At 38.3% G+C, this 23524-nt stretch carries 10 protein-coding genes; 5 read left to right on the forward strand and 5 right to left on the reverse strand.

The features are described from left to right. Positions 1–271: 271 nt before the first annotated feature. The 3 genes from AC504W_RS11950 to AC504W_RS11960 all read right to left on the reverse strand — a co-directional run bounded on the left by AC504W_RS11950 (position 272) and on the right by AC504W_RS11960 (position 5945). Complete coding sequence (locus AC504W_RS11950) at positions 272–748, reverse strand: hypothetical protein (RefSeq protein ID WP_494877890.1); 477 nt, start codon at positions 746–748, stop codon at positions 272–274. Positions 749–940: 192 nt separating this feature from the next. Next, positions 941–4807, reverse strand: coding sequence for a HEAT repeat domain-containing protein (locus AC504W_RS11955; protein WP_494877891.1), 3867 nt, complete (start codon positions 4805–4807; stop codon positions 941–943). Positions 4808–4979: 172 nt separating this feature from the next. Then, entirely contained in the window at positions 4980–5945 is a 966-nt protein-coding gene (locus AC504W_RS11960; protein WP_494877892.1) for a GDP-mannose 4,6-dehydratase, read from the reverse strand. A 1335-nt stretch (positions 5946–7280) separates the two neighbouring features. Here AC504W_RS11960 and nifB point away from each other — a divergent pair. Both nifB and AC504W_RS11970 read left to right on the forward strand, forming a co-directional pair. Then, positions 7281–8729 (forward strand): nitrogenase cofactor biosynthesis protein NifB, encoded by a 1449-nt coding sequence (gene nifB, locus AC504W_RS11965; protein ID WP_494877893.1) that lies wholly within the window; start codon positions 7281–7283, stop codon positions 8727–8729. 110 nt (positions 8730–8839) lie between these two features. Continuing rightward, entirely contained in the window at positions 8840–9160 is a 321-nt protein-coding gene (locus tag AC504W_RS11970) for a DUF362 domain-containing protein (RefSeq protein WP_494877894.1), read from the forward strand. Between the two features lie 136 nt (positions 9161–9296). On the opposite strand, the gene AC504W_RS11975 is transcribed toward AC504W_RS11970, so the two are convergent. Next, the gene (locus AC504W_RS11975) at positions 9297–12959 is read right to left on the reverse strand and encodes a WD40 domain-containing protein (RefSeq protein ID WP_494877895.1); all 3663 of its coding nucleotides are present in this window, start codon (positions 12957–12959) and stop codon (positions 9297–9299) included. A 468-nt stretch (positions 12960–13427) separates the two neighbouring features. Between AC504W_RS11975 and AC504W_RS11980 the strand changes: the two genes are divergently transcribed. From AC504W_RS11980 to AC504W_RS11990, 3 genes are all read left to right on the forward strand, one after another. After that, complete coding sequence (locus AC504W_RS11980) at positions 13428–17009, forward strand: DUF7379 domain-containing protein (RefSeq protein WP_494877896.1); 3582 nt, start codon at positions 13428–13430, stop codon at positions 17007–17009. Between the two features lie 101 nt (positions 17010–17110). Beyond that, a complete protein-coding gene (locus AC504W_RS11985) occupies positions 17111–21565 on the forward strand; it encodes an nSTAND1 domain-containing NTPase (RefSeq protein WP_494877897.1) in 4455 nt (1484 codons plus the stop codon). A gap of 132 nt (positions 21566–21697) precedes the next feature. Beyond that, positions 21698–23134, forward strand: a complete 1437-nt coding sequence (locus tag AC504W_RS11990) for a peptidoglycan-binding domain-containing protein (RefSeq protein WP_494877898.1) — start codon at positions 21698–21700, stop codon at positions 23132–23134. Between the two features lie 188 nt (positions 23135–23322). Here AC504W_RS11990 and AC504W_RS11995 read toward each other — a convergent pair whose 3' ends face one another. Beyond that, complete coding sequence (locus tag AC504W_RS11995; protein WP_494877899.1) at positions 23323–23490, reverse strand: hypothetical protein; 168 nt, start codon at positions 23488–23490, stop codon at positions 23323–23325. Positions 23491–23524: the final 34 nt, after the last annotated feature.

The following is a 23524-nucleotide window of genomic DNA, read 5'->3' on the forward strand; positions in this document are numbered from 1 at the left end:
GCAATCAATAAAGCTTGCTACCCTACTACTGATATTTGCTAAACAAAGGAGTTCCGAGAGTCATTAATGAACCTCTAACATTGATTAATGGAGTTATAAGCCTCATTAATGAAGCTCCGAGGCTCATTAATGAAGTGTTCTATCTTGATTAATGAAGTTCGGAGGCTCATTAATAGAGTTCTGATACTCATTAATCAAGCTCCAATCTTCATTCAAGGAGTTCTAAGCCTTATTAATGAACTTCCAACACTCATTCATGAGGATTAATTGCTCACGAACTAGACGCAGCTTTAGATGGTCTACCTTTGATAGCTTTGAAGCGTTCACCTAATTGTTCAGCCAGAGTTTTTAAGCCTGGAGTTTTCTTTGATGCGGTTTTGACATAATCGTAAACAGTCAAACTGCTACTCATCGCTTCACTACCAACCGCCATGAGAGTATCATCTACTTGTTCAGTAAGTTGCCGCATAGAAATTAACACTTCACTAAGTGCGATCGCTAACTGATAATCTTTTACCAACTCCTCAACGTCAAAAGTAGCTGGCAAAATATTCCGGTTAGATTGAGCCGCCGCCGCACTATTATTGACAAAAGCCAGACTTTTATCACCCATCTTGACCATCTTCCGCCGTTCTTCCGTGCTGAGAGTAACCAAAAAGGGGAGTTTTGATTGCACTGTCTGGAGCGCAGCTTTAATTTCTTGGATATCTGCTGGCGAAAGAGAAGCATTAATATTTTGATAAGACATAGTAGATTCACCAAGGTAGTTATAGACTGAAGTAGCAATATTTGCTAAGTATATAATTCCCATTGGTGAGGGTAAAATCACACAATTACTCTACTTATTTATCCGTTTTAAAGCCATACGGTTTAGTTAAGGCTAACAATCAAGACAGTCGCTACTATTCTCTTAACTTTTAGGCATAACCTCAGTTTATGTTCACCCTTGCCACCGTTTCAACTGTTTTTGAGCATACTTCCGTACTGCCTCATCTGGGTCATTTTCGGCTCTGTCGCGCAACAGTGGTAAAGTTCGCTCATGCTGGGGATATTGTTTGACAATTATCTCCAGTGCAACGCGCCGGGGATTTGGGATAAATTCATCATGGCTACCCTCAAAAGAGTCATTGGCTGCACAGTTGTAGTAGATTTCAAAAAGTTCTCGCTGAGATTTGTAAGCTTTAGCTAATTGTGCCACTGCTGTCTGTCGCACATACTTATCATCATCCTTGGCATTGGCGAGTTCTTGGAAAATGGATTTGGTGGAGTCATCCTTGAAAGCCTGGGCTAATTGTGCCACTGCTGTCTGTCGCACATCCGAATCATCATCCTTGGCATTGGCTAGTTCTTGGAGAATGGATTTAGTGGAGTCATCCTTGAAAGCCTGGGCTAATTGTTCCACTGCTGTCCATCGCACATACTTATCATCATCCTTGGCATTGGCTAGTTCTTGGAGAATGGATTTAGTGGAGTCATCCTTGAAAGCCTGGGTTAATTGTGCCACTGCTGTCTGTCGCACATCCGAATCATCATCCTTGGCATTGGCTAGTTCTTGGAGAATGGATTTAGTGGAGTCATCCTTGAAAGCCTGGGCTAATTGTGCCACTGCTGTCCGTCGCACAGACGAATCATCATCCTTGGCATTGGCTAGTTCTTGGAGAATGGATTTGGTGGAGTCATCCTTGAAAGCCTGGGCTAATTGTGCCACTGCTGTCTGTCGCACAGGCGAATCATCATCCTTGGCATTGGCTAGTTCTTGGAGAATGGATTTGGTGGAGTCATCCTTGAAAGCCTGGGCTAATTGTGCCACTGCTGTCTGTCGCACATCCGAATCATCATCCTTGGCATTGGCTAGTTCTTGGAGAATGGATTTGGTGGAGTCATCCTTGAAAGCCTGGGCTAATTGTTCCACTGCTGTCCATCGCACATACTTATCATCATCCTTGGCATTGGCTAGTTCTTGGAGAAAGGATTTGCTGGAGTCATCCTTGAAAGCCTGGGCTAATTGTGCCACTGCTGTCCATCGCACAGACGAATCATTATCCTTGGCATTGGCTAGTTCTTGGAGAATGGATTTAGTGGAGTCATCCTTGAAAGCCTGGGCTAATTGTGCCACTGCTGTCTGTCGCACATCCGAATCATCATCCTTGGCATTGGCTAGTTCTTGGAGAATGGATTTGGTGGAGTCATCCTTGAAAGCCTGGGCTAATTGTTCCACTGCTGTCCATCGCACATACTTATCATCATCCTTGGCATTGGCTAGTTCTTGGAGAATGGATTTGGTGGAGTCATCCTTGAAAGCCTGGGCTAATTGTGCCACTGCTGTCCATCGCACAGGCGAATCATCATCCTTGGCATTGGCTAGTTCTTGGAGAATGGATTTAGTGGAATCATCCTTGAAAGCCTGGGCTAATTGTGCCACTGCTGTCCGTCGCACATCCGAATCATCATCCTTGGCATTGGCTAGTTCTTGGAGAAGGGTTTTAGTGGAGTCATCTTGCCAACTTATGGCTATTGTTGTGACTGTTTGAGTGCGAATTTCTCGTACTAACTGAGTTTCTTCGTAATCGTAGGTAGGTCGATAATAATACCAGAGATCATATTTAATTAAATCTTTTAACTGATTCAGTAATTCATTAGCTACTTTTCTAATCTTTGAGCGATGTCTCACTTCAACAAGACATTTAGCTGCTAAAAAGAGATTGATAAATTTCTTTTCTTCACCATCTTGTTCTATTAAATAGTCAAGAATTTCACCCACATCTTCGGGTTCAATCATCCCAGCAATTAATAGCAACACTTCATGCCAAGTTTCATCATCCCAATGTTTGCCAAAAACTTCTGTTGCTAATGAAATATTCCGTTTCTTCTCAAACCGCCAGACAAAATACAAAGCACAGAAATATTCCAAAAAAGTTCGATGTACAAAAGCATAGTAATCAGCACCAAGGAAGCATAACATAAAGTTACGAGTCCGTAGTTGGTCAATTATTCTCCTTGCTGCTAATGTGGGTTTATCAATCTCTAACTCTTCTTTTAAATAGTCAGTCAGAACCTTGATTAAACTATCTTCACTAATCACATTGCCAGCTAAACCTGCATCGCTAGTTTGCATATTATAGGCAACTTGACGTAGCATGGCTTGCTTATCTTTATCATTAATAGCCCATTTATCTGTTTCTAAAGCACGTTCTACATCCCACTTATATAACAATACTCTGGATGCTTGATTATAAAGTTCTGGTCTATCTCTAGGTAGTTCTTGACTGAGATTGAGAATTGCCATCATAGTCAGTAGCAGAGGATTTCCTGCTAGTTCAGCAATGGCTTTTGATTCTTTAATTGCTTTTTGCAGTCGCTCTTGTTTGAGGTCTTTTTCTTCTTTATCACTGGCATTAAAAGTCCTTTCATGCCAGCGTCCAATAAAATCGGTAATTTGTTCTGACTCTAAATCTTGCAACATGAAATGTCTAAATTCAGCATCTTGCAATACTTGAGGTTGATAGCCAATAATCCGAGAAGTGACAATTACTTGCACATCTGGATATTCGTTAGTAAAGCGATGAATAGAATCAATTACTTCGTTTCGCATCACTGAATCAAAAATTTCATCTAATCCATCAAACATAACTAAAGCATTACCTGCCTTGAGTTGTTCGTGCAGTTTATGCTGATTGAGATGAAAGAAGCACTTAGGGGCGTGATTATAATATTCCAGAAAACTATTACATTTTTCGTTGCGATCGCGCACATAACTGTTCAATTCAATAAGCAGTGGAATAGGCAAGGAAAAATTTTGCTGCGTCAAAGTTTCCTCAACCCATTTTAATGCTAGGTAATGCAGTAACGTAGACTTACCCGAACCCGGATCGCCTAAAATTACAAGATAATTTCTTGAATGTTTCTCTTGAATAACATCTAATACTGAACGTATCGGCTGCTGAATATCATTGCGTTTATAGCTGTCTAAGTCTTCTAAATCAAATTCAGCGTCTAATTGCTGAGTTGCTTGTAACCTGCGGAGATGTTCTTTAGGTAGTTCTGGCAACACCTGATAAACTTCGCGGACATTTTGAGGAATAAATATTTGCCATAAATTAATCCTCAATTCGCTGCCTTTATTCTCTAAACGATGCAGCTTTAAACTAATGTAACGCTCACGAATAGCTTCTAGATATTGTGGTAAATCAAAATCAGGTGTAATACTACGATTCTCTTTTAATAATCTGAGAATTTCTTCAAGTCTCTGCCCCAATAAAATACTACGTAATTCAGATGAGTCTCCAAGAATTTCTTTACATTTTTCAATATATTTTTGTGTAACCGATTGCCAGTTAAAGTTAGCTGGCATAATCGGTAAATTAAGCTCATCCCAGATATTTATGAGTTCTTGATAATTAAGAGAATTACAATCGTCTTTAAAGGCTCTTCCTAAAATTGGTTTAACAGATTTATGATATATAAACGTCTTTAGGGGTTTAGCAAATTTCTTAATGTCTGCTTCCGATACTTGGCACAACTTCAACTCGTCTTCTACAATTTGAAAAAATTCTTTCAGTGCTTTAATAATGGCTTTTTGCAGTGGCTCTTTCTCAAATAGTGCTATGGGTACATTATTGAAACGGTCTTTGAAAAAATCTTTGGCGTAGTCTTTGGCTAAATCCTGAACAAATTCCTTAACAAATTCCTGATTCATAATTGTCTGAACCAGTAGCCCAGCAGCATTAGTCGCTACCCACCCAATAAATAATTCCGACATAATTGCTTGCGATCGCCTAGTGTATTGTTTAAGTATGAGTATATACACCAGTCTCAGCCAGTATTTCCAAGTTTAGGTTAATTTAACCTCAGTGATGAAAAAGAAAAGGCGATCGCCAAAAATCACTATAATTTACTTAAATAAATTGACTAAAATCATATCTAATACAGAGGCGCAAAGAATTGTAGTTTAAAAATGCCTCTTTGCGCCAAAGGTAAGTTCACAAATAATCTTTTTGCTTCTCTTCTATCATCATCCGCACTACATCTTTCATTGTGTATTGTGCTTGCCATCCCAGCTTTTCTTTTGCTTTCGCTGGGTTGCCTCTGCCAACTACAATATCAGTAGGTCGTAATAAACTACTATCAGTAGTTACATATTCCTGCCAGTCTAGCCCTACACAAGCAAAAGCCTGCGCTACAAAGTCCTCTAATTTTGATGTTTCACCAGTAGCAATTACATAATCATCAGGTTGTTCTTGTTGCAACATTAAATACATTGCATTCACATACTCCCCAGCCCAACCCCAGTCCCGCCGCACCGACAGATTTCCCAAATAAAGATGATTTTGCTTACCTTTTGCAATACGACAAGCCGCAGAAATAATCTTCTGAGTTACAAATCTTTCTGGTCTTAACGGCGACTCATGGTTATATAAAATACCAGAACAAGCAAACAAGCCGTAAGCTTCTCTGTAATTAGCGACTTCCCAAAAAGCCGTAGCCTTAGCCACACCATAAGGACTGCGCGGACGAAATGGGGTATCTTCATCTGCTGGCTGTTCACCCGTATTTCCAAAGCACTCACTAGAACCAGCATTATAAAGTTTAATCGGCGCACCAATAAAACGAATAGCTTCTAATAAATTCAAAGTTCCAGTAGCGATACTCTCTAAAGTTTCTACTGGTTGTTCAAAAGACAAACCCACAGAACTTTGTCCAGCTAGGTTGTACACTTCATCAGGCTGAATCTTTGTCAAAACCTGCAAGACACTACGAAAATCAGTCAACGCCACAGATGCTAGTTTAATTTGATCACGGATGCCCAAGCGCACTAAATTATGAAACGAGGACATCTGTGCGTCGCGTGAAGTCCCACAGACAATGTATCCCCTGTTTAATAGTAATTCTGCTAAATAAGCCCCATCTTGCCCTGATACACCACAAATAAGTGCTTTCTTCTGCATATTTTATCCCAACAATATTACGTAGAAAAATGTAGTACTTAAACCAAAGGTAAAAATAAAACAACCATATTATCATTATTTTTTGGGAATGCCTTCTTAACTAGGACTTACGCAAAAAAACGAAAAATTAAGGTTTTAGAGCAGAATCTCAGAAGATATTCAAAACCCTTACACCCCATATCCGTTACTGAGCGCAGTCAAAGTACCCACCACACTCAATTCCCACAAACAATTTTGGTGCGTAAGTTCTATTAACATTCCTCCTGCAAATCTCTTTGAGAAAGGAAGTGGTTTTCTTGTGAGTAAATACCTAACCACTGCGGAGTACAAATACTAACTTCTTGTGGTGATGTGTGGCTATGTGTGGCGATCGCCCTTCATTTGTAACGCAATTAACTTTTATGCTATCTGTTAGATATGCTGCAATTTGAATATCAAAATATTTTACTTTTTATATAAAAAAATTAATTTTTGCAAATAATATTCATTAATTTGGCTAGTTCATAAAACCGCGAAACCCAACATTATCATACTTTTCAGTGCGATTTAATTTCATTAAACTGACAAAAATTAAGAAAATGTGAATTACATTTTTCTCTAAAAAAAAATGATATGTTGTATACAGAATTGAATTTCGCACGTATCTGGAGTAGTACCTACGAATCTACTCCAGTTTTTCCCCCCTTAAATCCTTAAGCCATCGCTATTTTTGGCAAGATTTGTGAGGGGTTGAGTACAATTTTTTGTATCCCGAAATCAGCAGCAAACAGCCTCAAAGCTTTGCTGATATTGGGTTATAGCTGAGTACAAAGAAATCCTAAACCCCACTCTAAAAATACAAGAACCCTGACCTAAAAATACTAGAACCCCTACCCGAAAATAAAATTTATAAACTTTTTTATAGCTCAATATCAAGGTTTCCAGATTTGAGTACAAATCTAATAAATCCAATAAATTCTATCCAAATGTAACTTCAGTCGAGCTAAAAAACGACTGCTATAAATCATATATCGCCAATCACCAATGGCTCAAAACAAAACAGCGAGCCAAAAGTGAGTGGAGGGATGAGATAGCACCATGCCTCGGTGAATCGAAGTCGCGGCTTTCCACACCAACTCTACCCACAACCTAAAAGTTGACACACACCAGCCGAAACACAAGGATTCATAGCCTGCCATCATCAGCGAAGTTGCCCATCAAGTGGCTTTGCTACAACCAAAGGATGCACTCCTGCGGGCAGTGTGATGGCCGTGACTTCCATTCTACTAAGGCAAATAAAATAGCAACGGCATCTCCCACAGTGGCAGCTTAGTCCACCGACATTTGCGAAATTCAATGACACCACAGGTTACAGGCTCCTCCGTTACTGAATCGACACCTACCCAAGCAAAATCTGGTGGTTGCGGATGCGACAGCAAAAGCAGCGCCACCGTGGAAATGGACGAAAAGCTCCAAGAACGCATTGCTAAACATCCCTGCTACAGCGAAGAAGCTCACCACCATTACGCGAGAATGCACGTTGCAGTTGCACCCGCTTGCAACATTCAATGCAACTATTGCAACCGCAAATATGACTGCGCCAACGAAAGCCGTCCTGGTGTAGTGAGCGAGTTACTGACACCAGAAGAAGCAGCACATAAAGCTTTAGTAATCGCTGGCAAGATTCCTCAAATGACAGTTTTGGGAATTGCAGGCCCAGGCGACCCTCTAGCCAACCCAGATAAAACATTCCGCACCTTTGAGTTGATTGCAGACAAAGCACCAGATATCAAGCTTTGCTTATCAACCAACGGTTTGATGCTAACTGAATACATCGATCGCATTAAACAATTAAATATAGATCACGTTACTATCACCCTAAATACCATCGACCCAGAAATCGGCGCGCAGATTTACTCATGGGTTCACTATAAGCGCAAGCGTTACAGAGGTGTTGAAGGAGCCAGAATTCTGCTCGAAAAGCAGCTAGAAGGCTTACAAGCTCTGAGAGAAGCCGATATTCTGTGCAAGGTCAACTCCGTGATGATTCCCGGAATCAACGACCAACACTTAGTGGAAGTCAACAAGGCAATTCGTGAGCGTGGTGCATTCTTGCACAACATCATGCCTTTGATTTCGGCACCAGAACACGGTACACACTTCGGCTTAACAGGTCAACGCGGCCCTTCACAAAAAGAACTCAAATCAGTTCAAGACCAGTGCGCCGGCAACATGAAAATGATGCGCCACTGCCGTCAATGCCGCGCAGATGCCATTGGTTTGTTAGGTGAAGACCGCAGCCAAGAATTCACCAAAGAGAATTTCTTGGAAATGTCTCCAGAGTATGACTTCACCAAACGCCAAGAAGTACACGAAGGTATTGAGAAATTTAGAGAAGAAATCAAAGCAGCCAAAGAAAAGGCAAAAGCTGGCAAGCAGCAAAGTGCCAACAATCCGAAAATCTTAGTTGCAGTTGCAACCAAAGGCGGCGGATTAGTTAACCAACACTTCGGTCATGTCAAAGAATTCCAAGTTTACGAAGTCGATGGTAACGAAGTTCGTTTCGTTAGTCACCGCAAGATAGATCAATATTGTCAAGGTGGATACGGTGAAGCCGCCACCGCAGAGAATATCATGAAGACAATTGCAGATTGTAAAGCAGTATTGGTTTCCAAAATTGGCAACTGTCCCAAAGAAAAATTGCACGAAGCTGGCATACAGACCGTTGAGGCTTACGACGTAATCGAGAAAGTTGCTTTAGAGTTTTACGAACAGTACGTCAAAGAATTAGGGAACAAGAAGTAAAAAGTAAAAAGTAAAAAGGTAAAAGTCTATATTTATTTTGCCTTTTACCTTTTACCTTTTGCCTTTCGACTTCACACTTTATACTTCTTTCATTCGCAAGGAGAATAATCATGGCTTATAAGATTACCAGCCAGTGTATTTCTTGCAATCTCTGTGAGTCTGTATGCCCCACTGGCGCAATTAAAGTAGAAGGCACCCGCCACTGGATTGACAGCGAACTTTGCACAAATTGTGTCGGTAGTATTCATACCGTGCCTCAATGTAAAGCTGGTTGCCCAACTTGTGATGGTTGCGTTAAAGAGACAAACGATTATTGGGAAAGCTGGTTTGCTAAATATAATCGCGTTATAGGGAAGTTAACAAAAAAACAAGATTATTGGGAACGTTGGTTTGACTGTTATTCATGGAAGTTTATGCTATTCAATAATTAACAATGCTGATTTTGCAAGGGTTACAGACTATCTGCGTCAAAATGTCAAAATATATATCCACTAGCAGGGATACTTACCTCTTCAAAGGCGATCGCATTCATAGCCATGAATTAATCACTTTTTTGATCGGTTATAGTTAAAGGTCAATCGCTCCCAGAGTTTTGAGAGTATGAATAGTTGCCTCTGTTAATCCGGTAGCGTAGCTTATATTCATACCTTCGTAGAGTTTTTTACTTCTTAAAGTTTTTAGACACTCACCTGTAGAAACATCCCATATTCTCAGTGTCTCATCTTCACTGCTACTAATTAGACAATTCCCACAAGGACTAAAAATTACTGATAAAACTCCTTGATTATTTTGGTTTAAAGTTTTGAGTAATTTACCAGTATTGGCATCCCATAGCTTTACTGTATCATCCATACTCCCGCTACTTAAAATCTGTCCATCTGGACTGAAGGACACTGACCAAACCCAACCCGTATGTCCAGACAAAGTTCTTAAACACTGACCAGTATTGACATCCCATAGTTTTATTGTCTGGTCTCCACTACCACTACTTAAAATCTGTCCATCTGGACTGAAGACGACTGACCAAACCCAACCTGTATGTCCAGACAAAGTTCTTAAGCACTGACCAGTATTGACATTCCATAACTTAATAGTATGGTCATGGCTACCACTAGCCAAAGTCTGACCGTCTGAACTAAAAGCCACTGACAAAACGCCATGATTTTCTGTATGTAAAGTTCTAAAGCATTTACCAGTATTGACATTCCATAACTTAACAGTATGGTCATGGCTGCCACTAGCCAAAGTCTGACCGTCTGAACTAAAAGCTACTGACCAAACCCAACCCGTATGTCCGTGCAAAGTTCTCAAGCACTGACCAGTATTGACATCCCATATCTTGATTGTTTTATCTTCACTAGCACTACCCAGCATTTGTCCATTTGGACTGAAAACTACAGATCTAATCTCATGAGTATGTCCTATAAAAGTTCTAAAGTTTTTGCCTGTGTTAATGTCCCAGAGTTTTACTGTTTTATTAATACTACTAGCCAGTATTTGTCCATCTGAGCTTGAGGCAATAGACCAAATCCGATTAGTATATCCCTGTATGTTTTTTAAACACTGACCAGTATCAACATTCCATAATCTTAAGGATTGGTCATCGCTGCCACTTGCAAGAGTGTCTCCATCCGGACTAAAGATTACTGCTCGAACCATATTATTATGTCCTGGCAAAGTTTTGAGACGCTCACCAGTATTGGCACTCCACAGTTTGATGGTCTGATCCCAACTACCACTTGCTATGGTTTGTCCATCTGGACTGAAAGCAACAGAAATGACCCAACCAGAATGACCATGTAAAGTGTGCAGACATTCACCAGTGTTAATATCCCATAACTTTATTGTGCGATCGCTACTACCACTAGCAAGTCTGCGTCCATCTGGACTAATAGCAGCTGACCAAATTCCCTCATTATGATATTGCAAAGTTCTGAGACATTGACCAGTGTGGATATTCCACAGTTTCAATGTTTTGTCCACACTACCGCTAACTAACATTTGACCATCAGGATGCAGAACAACGGCCCGAACCATATTCTGATGCTCAGACAAAGTTTTGAGACACTCACCAGTCTTGACATCCCATATCTTGATTGTGTGATCGTCACTACCACTGATCAGCATTTGTCCATCTGAACTAAAAGCGACTGACCAAATTCCCTTTGTATGCCCATGCAAGATTCTGAGACATTCTCCAGTGAAGACATTCCAAAGTCTGATTGTTTGGTCTTCACTGCCACTGGCAAGAATACTATTATCAGGATTGAAGGCAATTGATGATACCCAGTTCGTATGGCCTATAAATAGCTTTAATTGCTTCCACTCACCAACTTGGTACAAGCAAACTTCGCTATTCATGTTGCCCATAGCTAAAAATTTTTTATTAAAGCTAAATACCAAGGATAAAATGCCACCGAAATTTTCAGCGAACATTGATCTCGATAAATTAGTATGGGCAAAATTTACATTATGTAAATTTACATCACGTAAATCTGCTTGCCAAACATTGAGATGCGAAAAATCGTAGTTACTCAAGTCTGAGTTTAAATAACACAGTATATTTATAATATTGCCAGCTGCAAAACTTTGCTCTTGAGGAAATATTTCTCGCAGTATTCCTAAAAGTTTTTTTAATTTATTTTCTAAATTTAATTTATTTGTATAAATTTTTAGTAATTCATCTACTATTGGCTTAAGGATTACCCGAACTTGTATTTCTTTAATATAATCTTTCGCTGTTGCTTTTATCAGAGCATGAGTGTTAAATAAATTAATCTTCTCAGTCTTGATTTCTTGCAAAATTTTATGAACTAATTCATTAGTCGCATACTCCATAACTAGTGGTTGTAATGTAAAAAGTGTTGATGTCTTAGCTACTAAAGATCTCCTGGACAGGGATTCCAAAGCTTCCAAGACTTTTGTTGATATTAGTGGTGAGGTAATATCATCTTGTAAATCTGAAAATGCAACTGGTGTGCGATTAATTACCAACCAGTAAATTATATCTTTTTCTATTTGTGATAAACGCAAAAACTGTTGTTCTATAATTTCGCGTATATTGCCAAAAATAGATGTGTTTTGACTGAAAAAATCGGCAATATTCCCATCAAAAATCTCAAGTATTGTTGTAGCAATTATTTTTAAAGATAAGGCGTTTCCTGAATAGAGTTTAACTAATTTCGTTATTTCTAAACCAGAGCCTCGTAAACCTTTAGCTTCAAATATTTTTTGTCCATCGGCTACATCTAAACCTCTTATGGGTAAACAACGAATCGGTAGAGATTTGCCTTCCAGTATGGACAAGTCTTTCGGTTTCTCTCGTGAAGTTATTAAAAAACAGCTATTGTGAGGAATTTCACCGATGAGTTTTAATAGTTGAGCATATTGCTCATAGCCTTCTCGATAGTTTCCAGCAATAGTGCCACTTTGTAAAATGCTTTCCATGTTATCGAGAACAATCAGACAGCGATGTCGGTGTAAATAATCGACTATTTGAGAGAGCCTGCTTTCTACGCTGTTTGGTAAGTTAGGTTCTAAAACCTGACCAGATGACAGAAATTTAATTAAGTCATCTAAAAGCGTTACAAGTGGTGGGGCATTATGGAGCGATCGCCATATAAAATAGTCAAACTGTCCTTGAATTTGTTGAGCCAATTTAGCAGCCAGAGAGGTTTTCCCCATCCCTCCCATACCTAACAACGCTACTAGTCGGCATTTCTCTTGTAGTATCCAGTGTTCTAGTGTTTTGAGTTCTGCTGTACGCCCATAGAACGCAGATACATCAATTGCTTCTCCCCAGTCTGCGCGATTTTGAACTTCGTGCAAAGTTCCAGTGCTAAAGTTTCCATTTTTGAGCAAATTTTTCCAGCCTGATTGAAGAGCTACTGCATTATTTTGGAAACTAAAATTTTTATAATTGGCATGATTTTGGATTGTATTATCTGGAGTCCCTAGCTTCACAGAGTTACGCCATTGACGCTCCAGAGCAAAGCGAAAATTGCTTTTACTAACCTGTTCATCAAACGCTTCGGAAAGCAACTTCCAGAGTTGAGGCCCCACATGCCGCTTGACGTAAGCTATCGAGTACTTAGCATCTGAAGCAATTTGTTCGTATGTCAAATGCTCCCAAGAACCTTTGAGAATAGCAATTTCTACATTACTTAAATGTCTTCCTGCTTTCACAAAGATTGCTTCATCAGCAACTGCTAGGGCTTCCTCAAAGTTCATAGTACATTAGGCAAGTTTTATCCAAACTTTACCACATAAGTAATTTTACCGGAACTTTACCGGAACTTTACTGTATCGACAATGAATCTTATTTGTTCTAAATTCAAGAATGTAAAGTCAAAATAATCTCAGCTTTTTTAAAAATTTAGAATGAACACATGTTCACCTCATAAAGAATCTTCCAAAAATTTTAATATTTTAAGCATCATTGCTACTTAAGGTAAAGATACCTTAATTTGTCTCTAATGGAATATAAAAACTAGGTGTGCTGATATTAATTTAAGCAAATTGTTTAAATTGCTGGGCTTGGCACTTTGCGATCGCTACTCTAAAAATTATTTAAATTTGGGCAATATAAATGACTTATAATTTATCCGCAAAATTTATCGTTAACCCAAGCTTTTGTTGAAATAAAGTTAACAGGTGAAAGTCTCAATAATTTTTTATTAAAAAATAAATAGTTATATTATGATTAGCAACTCTCCAAAAATTGGAATTCAAAATTTATACACTTTACTTGTGGGGATTGATAATTATCCCCAGCCAATTAAATCTCTTAAAGGTTGTGTAAACGACATTCAAGCAATAGAAACCTACCTCAAAAACCAAATTTCTGGAAAATGGCAACTGAAAGAACCTAGAATTCTCACAAATGAACAGGCTACCCGTGAAGCAATTATTGATGGTTTTCAAAATTATCTTTGTCAAGCTGGGAGCGACGATATTGCTGTATTCTACTATTCAGGACATGGAGGGCAAGAAAAAGCTCCCGAAGAGTTTTGGCATTTAGAACCAGACCGTTTAGATGAAACTCTAGTTTGCTACGACAGCCGTACCCCAGGGAATTATGATTTAGCCGATAAAGAACTCAGGTATTTGCTGAGTAAGGTAGCACAGAAGAATCCTCGTGTTATTGTGATTCTCGATTCATGCCACTCAGGTTCGGGAACTAGAAATATTCCTCAAGGAGTACGTCTAGCTCCAGAAGATACTAGAGAACGCCCTTTGTCTAGCTTCATTTTTGCTGAGGATGCCACCTTTAAAAATCTCCTACTAACTTCATCAGGAGTTAATAAGAAAAAGATAGGGTTAGATTTGCCCAAAGGAAGACATATTCTATTGGCAGCTTGTCGAGATGAGCAATATGCCAAGGAGTATCAAGGAGATGATAATAAAACTAGAGGGGCTTTTTCTTACTTTTTCCTAAAAAGCTTAGAGCAAACTAATGGCAGCTTATCTTACCTGGATTTAGCTAGAAATATAGAAGCTTTAGTGAAGGGAAAATTCCCAGACCAAGTGCCTCAACTTGAAGCAACTAACCCAGAAGATTTAAAAGAATCATTTTTAGGGGGTGCGATTCCCGAACGTCCTTTATACTTTACATTAACAAACCCTAATGATAAAGGTTGGGAAATTAATGGTGGAGTGATACAAGGTATTCCTAAATTATCGTCTGCTGGTGAAACTACCTCATTAGCTATTTTTCCAGAAGGAAGCAATTCTGATGAGTTAAAGCAATTGTCAAAAGCTATTGGTGAAGTAAAAGTTATCAAAGTATTGACCGATAAAAGCAAGGTAGAAATTACCCAAGGCCAAGAACAGTTGAAGCACGAACAAAACTATTGGGCGGTTGTTATAAGTTTACCGATAGAACCTTTAAAGGTTTACATTCAGAGTAATTTGACAGAAGAAACAGGCATAATGTTAGCCAAGCAAGCTTTAGAAGAAGCGAATTATGGTCAAAAGTCGCTATACCTTAAGCAAGTTGAGAACTCCAGAGATGCTGATTATAAATTACTAGTCTTTAATGGACAATACTGGATTACTCAAGATAAACGTCCTGTTGTTGCTCCCATTCCTAAGCAACCTGGCTATGGTGAAAATGCTGCTAAAGAAGCAATCCAAGCTTTAGAGGCGATCGCTCGTTGGACTAATATTCTTAATTTAAAAAGTTCTAAAAGTAGTATTAAGTCCAATGATGTCGAGATGGAAATTATTAAGTGTGGTTATGAGGATGCTCAAGGGAACATTACTCTTTATGAAGATGCAGATAAATTTCCGTCCACAGCTTCTGAACAATGCCTAGAGTACAAGTATGAAGATGGGGAATGGAAACGTCCAGTTGTTAAAGTTAGACTTACCAATCATAGCAAGCAGAAATTATTTTGTAGTGTTCTGTTACTTTCAAATGATTATTCCGTAAATCCACGTATTCACTACTATCCAGATCCTGAAAATCCTGAACCTTATGAAGCAGGAAATATAGTGCTTTCAGGCACAAATTCAAAAGGAAGCAATACATTTGAAAGTTTTGTATTTTTTGAGATTAAGCAAGAGTTTATAGACCAGGGCATAACTGAAGAAAAAGATGTTTTTAAGTTGATAGTGAGTAAAACAGACTTTAATGCTGATTTGCTACAACAAGATGGGCTAGAACCTCCACCTGGGGAAAGATCATCGTTCAGTCCTCAAGGAACTCTTGATAGTTTGATGCAGCAAATTTCTACTCGTAGTCCTGCTAAATCGAGGAAAGAAATTGACGATTGGATTACCAAAGAAGTGGCAGTTAGTATTGTCAAACCACGAGATGCTGAAAAACTTCAACCAGGTAAAGGTGTAAAATTACTCAATGGGTTGGTTGAAGTACAACCTCATCCTAATTTGCAGGCACAAGTAACTCTGACTACTGTTTCCCAAACGATACGAGATATCGGTAATCTTATTGCACCACCCATACTCTGGGACGAACAAGGCGTTATTGAATCGTTTCAATTTACCACCAGTCGCGGTAGCGATCCAGGACTGAGTGCTGTGGAGATATTTGCTGTCAATGATGTTAATTCGGTTACAAAAGATTCACCTCTAACTTTACTGGTTAATCAACCTTTAGAAGAACATGAATCTCTTTTACCTGTAAGTTATGACGGGGAATTTTTCCTACCTCTTGGTCAAGGTGTGAAAAAGGGAGAGAGAACAGAAATCACCTTGGAACGTTTGCCTCAACCGACTACAAGTAGTCGTAGTTTGAGCGGTTCAATCAAAATTTTCTTCAAAAAGCTTCGCAGTCAAAAACTAGGACATTCTTATGATTATCCGATTTTAACAACCGCAGAGGTGAGAGAAGAAGATTATAAGATTAAGGTCAGTTACAAACCAGAATTATCTAAACCAAATTTAGAAGAAGTAAAAAAACGCGTTGATTCTGCTGAGAAAATTATCCTCTACATTCACGGTATTATCGGGGATACCGAAACTATGCTTGGTAGCGTTCAACAGGCGAAAGTAGAGGTCAATGGTCAACTACGTCCGCTACGGGAACTTTATGACCTAGTTTTAACTTTCGATTACGAAAATCTTCACACCACCATAGAAGAAAATGCGCGATCGCTCAAACAACGCTTGGAAACTGTGGGTTTAGGCACGAATCACGGCAAACAGTTGCATATAGTCGCCCACTCAATGGGTGGATTAGTTTCTCGCTGGTTTATCGAACACGAAGGTGGAAATCAAATCGTTCAACATTTAGTAATGTTGGGAACTCCCAATGCTGGTTCTCCCTGGCCAGCAGTTCAGGACATGGCTTTTGCACTTTTGGGTTTTGGCTTGAATCAAATTCCTGAGATGGCTTGGCCTGCCAAATTCGTGGCTGATTTAGTAGCTAAGTCACTAAACTTCGTGGAAGCCAACGATAATGCGCTTGATCAAATGCAACCTGACTCAGAATTTTTCCAAGCGATCACTAATAACCCAGACCCTCAAGTTCCTTACACTATTATTGCTGGAGACCGATCGATTCCAACCTTACAGTCTCCAGATCGCTTACGGCGATTAATGGATAAACTCTTTTCTCCAGCCATTAATAAAGTGGTTGATGGTTTGGTGTTTGGGGGAGAACCTAACGATATTGCTGTTCACCTAGCCAGTATTAAAAGTGTGAGTGGCGATCACACACCTCAGCCAAAAGTTTTACCAAATGTTGCTTGCGATCATCTGACCTATTTCACCAGCGAAGCGGGTTTAAAAGCATTAGCCGATGCTCTTTGTCCATAGTTGCAACTGCTCTTCTGATTCGTAAAACCGGATAAGAGGAGCAATAACCATCAATAAAATTGAAATTCCCTTCATCTTGTCTACCAAAAAAGGTGCCTATTATGGCAAAGATTAACCGAAGTTTAGCGATCGTTATTGGCATTGACAAATACGAAGATATTCCTAAACTCAAAAATGCTGTTTCTGATGCAGCTAAACTAGCTAGTGTCCTTAAGGATATTTACGGCTACGAGGTCTTACTGTTAAAAGATGAAGAAGCAACTAAAGCAGAACTCGATCAACTCGTAACTAATCTTAAAAAGAAGACTATCCAGTTTGATAGTCAGTCATACCAAGTTAAACCAAGTGATCGCGTTTTATTCTACTTTGCTGGTCACGGATTTGCTGAGGAAGCACAAGATAGAGAAGATGGTAAACCAGTTGGTTATTTCATGCCTCAAAATGCGGAGAGTGATAATCCAAATACTTGGCTGTCTATGCATGAGATATACGCGGCCTTGACTGACTTGGGCTGTCATCATCTCTTAATGATTTTAGACTGCTGCTTTGCTGGCAGGATTTCTTGGGCTGAGTATGGAAGAAATGCAGCACGCTCCCGCAAGTTGTATAAACAAAGTTATGAGCATTTTATTAAACATCCAACTCAGCAAATTATTACCTCTACTGCCTATGACGAGAAGGCACAAGATTCATTTCGGTTTGGACAGCGGGGGGATTGCGATGGACATTCGCCCTTCGCTCATTTACTATTAAAAGTTCTTCAAGGTAATTCCGATGGAGGTAATGATAAATTCATTGAGGCAATTCTTGAAGATAAGGTAATTACTGTTCATGAACTTTTTACCTATATACAAAATCAACTTAGACAAGTTGCACACGGACAAACACCTGCTCTTTCTCAGCCTCGAAAATACGACCAAGAAACAGGTAGATATGTTTACTTCAAGGGGGAATACCTTTTTCCACTTCACAATTTTAAGCCCGACGTAGACTTAATAGCTCTTAAGCTGGATGAGAGTAAGAATCCCTATAAAGGTTTAGCTTCATTTGAAAATAAAGAAGAAGATATTAAGTTATTTTTTGGCAGAAAAAGACTGATTGAAGAATCACCAGAAGGTCTGCTTTCAAAAGTGAGCAACCATCTACTTACAATAGTGTTAGGTACTTCTGGGTCAGGTAAATCTAGCTTAGTGAAAGCTGGTTTAATTCCGGCTTTGAAATCAGCAGAAGAATCTGGTCATCGGAAATGGGTCATTTGTGAGCCTATGCGACCTGGTGAGTCTCCTTTGAATGCTTTGAATAAAATATTGCTAGAATTTGAGTCAGTTACCTCTTTCAAAAGCAGTTTCAATTCTCAAGAAAAATCTAATATTATTTTTAATAATATTCCTAAATTAATTAATAATAATTTAGAAACTAAATTATTATTAATTATTGATCAGGCTGAAGAATTATTTACTCTTTGCAAAAATCAAGAAGAACGTACAGAGTTTATAAATCTATTAAATGTTTTATTAATTAATAATAAGCAACAGTGGCGAATAGTAATAACTTTGCGCTCTGATTTTGAACCTCAACTCAGGGATGCAATACAGGAAACCGATTGGCAAAACCTTTGGCAAGATGGAAGGTTTTTTGTAACTCCGATGTATAGGGAAGAGTTACAACAAGCGATCGAAGAACCTGTTGCACAACGGGCATTATTTTTTGAGTCTCCTAAGTTAGTCAACGATTTGATTGACGAAGTTATTCAAATGCCAGGGGGTTTACCGCTACTTTCTTTCGCTTTGAGTGAGCTTTACTTAAAGTATCTTAAAGCTGAGGAAAATGGAGACAGAAATGACCGAACAATTACTGAAGCAGATTATAAGGAAATAGGTGGGGTTACACGCTCTCTCACCCAAACTGCTGACAAGACGTATAACAAATTAGTAGAAGAACAAGTTGACGAGCAAACTAAAAAAGCTTATGAGTCAACGATTCGTCATGTAATGCTGCGAATGGTGGCTATTAGTGGTGGTGAACTAGCTCGCAGAAGAGTACCAAAATCTGAACTGGACTATCCAGGAGCAAAAAAAGAACAAGCAGAAAAAGTAATCAGTTACTTTCAAGAAGCACGTTTGCTGGTAAGTGGGAATGATGTTCATAATAAACCTTACATTGAACCTGCCCATGATGCACTAGTAAATGGTTGGAGTAAATTACAAGAGTGGATTGGGATTGAGCAGGAGAAAGAGAATTTATTGCTTCAAAGGCGACTTGTTGCATCTGCGCGTGATTGGAGCAGTCAAGGTTGTAATCAAGACTCTCCATCGCTATGGAACCAGGACATTGCTCGACTTGAACAGTTAAAAGAAATAGTTACGTCTGATAATTGTTGGCTAAACGAATTAGAGCTACGCTTCTTTGAGGCTAGTATGAAACTCCGTGATCGACAAGAGCAAGAAAGACTGGATGCAAGCCTTGAAGTTGGTATTACCTCCTCACAACTGCTTTTTGCTTCTAACAATAGACTTGATGCTCTACTAATCCTTACCAAAATAGGAACAACTTGGCAACAAGAGCTAGAAAAATATGAAGCCTCTAGACTTCGCTTTTTAGTTATGCTTGGCTATATATTTAGCGAACTGGCAGAATACAACTGTATTAATGCACATGAAGATGATGAAGTGACTAGTGTAAGCTGGAACCCTGTCAATCAAATTATTGCTTCAGCTAGTTCTAAGGGAGAAATTAAACTTTGGAATCCAAATGGTTCTTTTATAGAAGAGATAAATGTACATAATGGAGAAATTTGGGATTTAACTTTTAGCCCGGATGGTAAAACCTTAGCTTCTGCTGGTGAAGATGGAAGTATAAATCTATGGTGGAAAGAAACCATTGCTTCTTCGCTTTGGGCACATATATCACTTACAGAACATATAGCTAGAGTTAATAGTATAAGTTTTAGTCCAGACAGTAAATTAATTGTTTCTGGTAGTGACGACGGTACTATAAAAATTTGGAAGCTAAAGGAAGAAAATTCAATACAAACTCTAGATGCTCATAAAGCAAGCGTTACATATATAACTTTTAGCCCAGATGGGAAAATGCTTGCTTCTACAGACATAAAAGGAAATGTAAAACTTTGGGTATGTGATACTGATAATATTAAATTTTTTAAAAACATTAATAATGCTCATAGCCAAATTATTAAATCAGTCGATTTTAGCAATGATAGTAAAATATTAGCTTCAAGTGGTCATGATCGGCTTATTAAACTCTGGAATAATAACGGTGAGCCTATTGATTGCTTCAACGCACAAGAGAGCAAAGTCTTACATATTAGTTTTAGTTACGATAGCAATATGCTTGCTTCATTTGATGTGGATGGTGTTATCAAACTCTGGGTAAAAACCAATAATAAATGGTCAGAGCAAGGTAGATTATTCAAGAAATTTGTGCATGAAAAAGATATAGAAGCAAAAACAGAATCACAAAAATTGATTTTTAGTAAAAACAGTAACAAGATAATATCTTGCAATGGTAATAAGACCATCAAGTTTTGGAATTCTCTGGGTAAGTTCGATGGATATACTGATGGATATTTTCATGGACACTGTGATTTTATTTCTTCAATTAACTTTAATATAACTGATAAAACTATTGCTACAGCAAGTCTAGACGGAACTGTAAAGCTTTGGAGTTTCGATGGTATATTATTAAATACTTTAACTAATAATCATGGCTCTTATAAAGAGGTAAAATTTAGTCATGATGGTAAAATAGTTGCTGCTCTCAATATTAATGGTCAAAATTACAAGCATACTGTCATATTCTGGGGCAATGATGGAAGTTCAACATATGAAGAGATTTATAGTTATGGGGAAAACGTTAATAGTATAAGTTTTAGTCCTATTGCTAATATATGTGCCATAGCACAATATGAATCTATAGCAATATTGAACTTAGATAATCGACAGGTAAAAATTTTGAATGAACCTTGCAAACAAGTTATTAAAGTAAACTTTAATTTTAATGGTACAATGTTGATTTATTCCAGTGAAGATGGAACTGTAAAACTATGGCAACTGGACAAAAGTAAATCATCCATAATTTTTGATAATCCTAATATAGAAGTAGATTATATTGGCTTTATTAATGATAAAACTATTATTGAGGCAAATAAAGTTAAATACTCAAAAAGATCAATTTCTAAAGTTCAAATTAGGAGCCTTGATGGAGAGATAATCAAAAGTTTTGAATCCAAAACAAGAAATTTTATTCTAGACTTAAAAGTTAGTCAAGATCATAAAATAATAGTTTCAATTGCTCAAGATTCCATTATAGAGTTTTGGAATTTGGATAATGACTCGGTGAGAATTATTCAATTAGGAAATAGTAAATATTCTACAGCAAGTTTTAACCCAGATTGGAGTAACATTGCTGTGTCCACTTTTGAAAAGGGGTATCAAAATAGGATAAAGCTATGGAATATGAATTTAAAAAAGATATTAGAAGAGTCTATTTTCTATATTCAAGATTATCAGAGTTTTAGCAATTTTATTAATATATAAAAATATTGAAAATTTCCTATTGAAGTAACCCTAAGTAATTATTCACTTGTATACACATCACATTTCATAAACTAGCTATATAGACTGTTCTTCTAGCTCAACCTGTTTAACTTCTTGGATGGATTAAATTTTATGGATACACTAGCATTTGTTCACGCTGCTCTTAGCTACGAAAATACAAAGCCAGATGCTGATTTACAAGAATCTAAGATTAATAATTTGAGAGCAGCAAGTTCGGCAATAATGGCTTTCATTGCTTCAGGGATAGTTGCAACTGCATTAACCTATGCAGATAACGCTCAAGCAGCACTATATTATGGTAAAAAAGGTTCAGATGTCGCAAAACTTCAGGCAGCACTTGGCAAAATTACTATTGATGGTGTGTTCGGTTCTGAAACTTTAGCTAGGCTAAAATCTTACCAAGCCAAAAATGGATTAGTAGTTGATGGCATTGCTGGTTCTGCAACCATGTTAAGTTTAGGTTTGTCAGACCCTTCACAAAATTTAGTCGATCCATCTTTAGGCGTTCGACAAGAACTGAGCCAGCCAGAAAAATATGGCCGCTTGCGTTTAATTAATGATACTCCTTACATGGTGATCGTTTCTTTGTATAAGCCTGAAGAGAAAGAACCATCTAGATATGCATATATCTCTCCTTATGCAGAGAGAACGCTTCTCGATACCTACAACAGTTCATGGCGAATTAGCTTTAATAAGCATGGAAAGGTTTTGATCGCCGATTTGATAGCGCAAAAAAATATTGAACAGAAGAATAATATTTTTAAAATTAATTTATCTGATTTAGATAAAAAGGATGTACTTAGTGCATCTGGCAGATCAAAAGCTTTGAAGGCAGAGCTAGTAAATTATCAAGAGGTTGGGAATAAGTGGACTGAAGGGTGGAGGCTCTTGATGATTCCATTTCGAGAGGCACTAGAACAGGGAGGAAAAGAACTGCCTGACATATTACCGGCTTTTAGGCGTAATAGCGGTGAATTACTTCATAACCTAAAGGTAGCATCTTTTGAGGCTAACACCATACCCAAGCAAGAAGGTGTAATGCAACAGGTGGCAGAAAATACTGACTCTCTTTTACAAGGATGGGTGACTCCAGCTATAGCTAAAAATCCTATGCAAGACTCAGCTCTTATAACTGAAGCATTAAAGCCATCCTACCAACAGTTTAAAAATGAAGGGGTGATTTTTAGTGAACCTGCTGTTTTCAAGAAAAGATTTGAAAAGTTTTTAAGTGAATTGCCACCAGAATGCCAACTTCTCTTAAATTCAATTTCTGGAACTTTGTCACAGGATGTAGCTATCCTAGTTCAAGCAGGTTATCAACAAATTGCAGTAATGGAAGAAGCTGCAAATCCTGTAATCACTAGATATGGATCAACTAAAAGTTTGAGTACTCCGCCTATAGATAACTTGCCACAGGCACGAGCTTCAAATTTAACTGTTCAAAGAATTTTAGCCTCTTGCCGCCGTGGAGCTATTGCAGCACATCCGCGTTTAATCCTTACTAATTTTAGTACTCAATCTCAGAGGATTCCTAAGAAATGTATCTAATTGTGCTAAAAATTTCAGAGCGATTGCTCGTAAACAGATTTACTACAGTTGTTTAGTTCATGCGATCGCCTTCTCAAAACCTCTGAGTCAAAAAGAGCGATCGCTTGTAGTCCAATTTACTACATCTGCTTGGGAAAGTAGGCGATCACCCTTTTGTTTATGGGTGTTATATCAAATTCAGGAGCAAGCTATGGGTTTCTATCTTGTCCAGGAGAATCTTTCTTTTCTACTTTGGCATTTTGCTGACTTGATGCCTTAGATTTGACTTCAACACCTCTATCTCTTCCAGGAGAGCGATCAGTTCCCTCAGATTCTACTGTTGTTTCAGGAGCTTTTTTAGGTTCTTGATTTTCCATACCGTTTTTGCACCCTAACCATATAATGAATAAC

Source organism: Nostoc sp. C96, assembly GCF_059384975.1.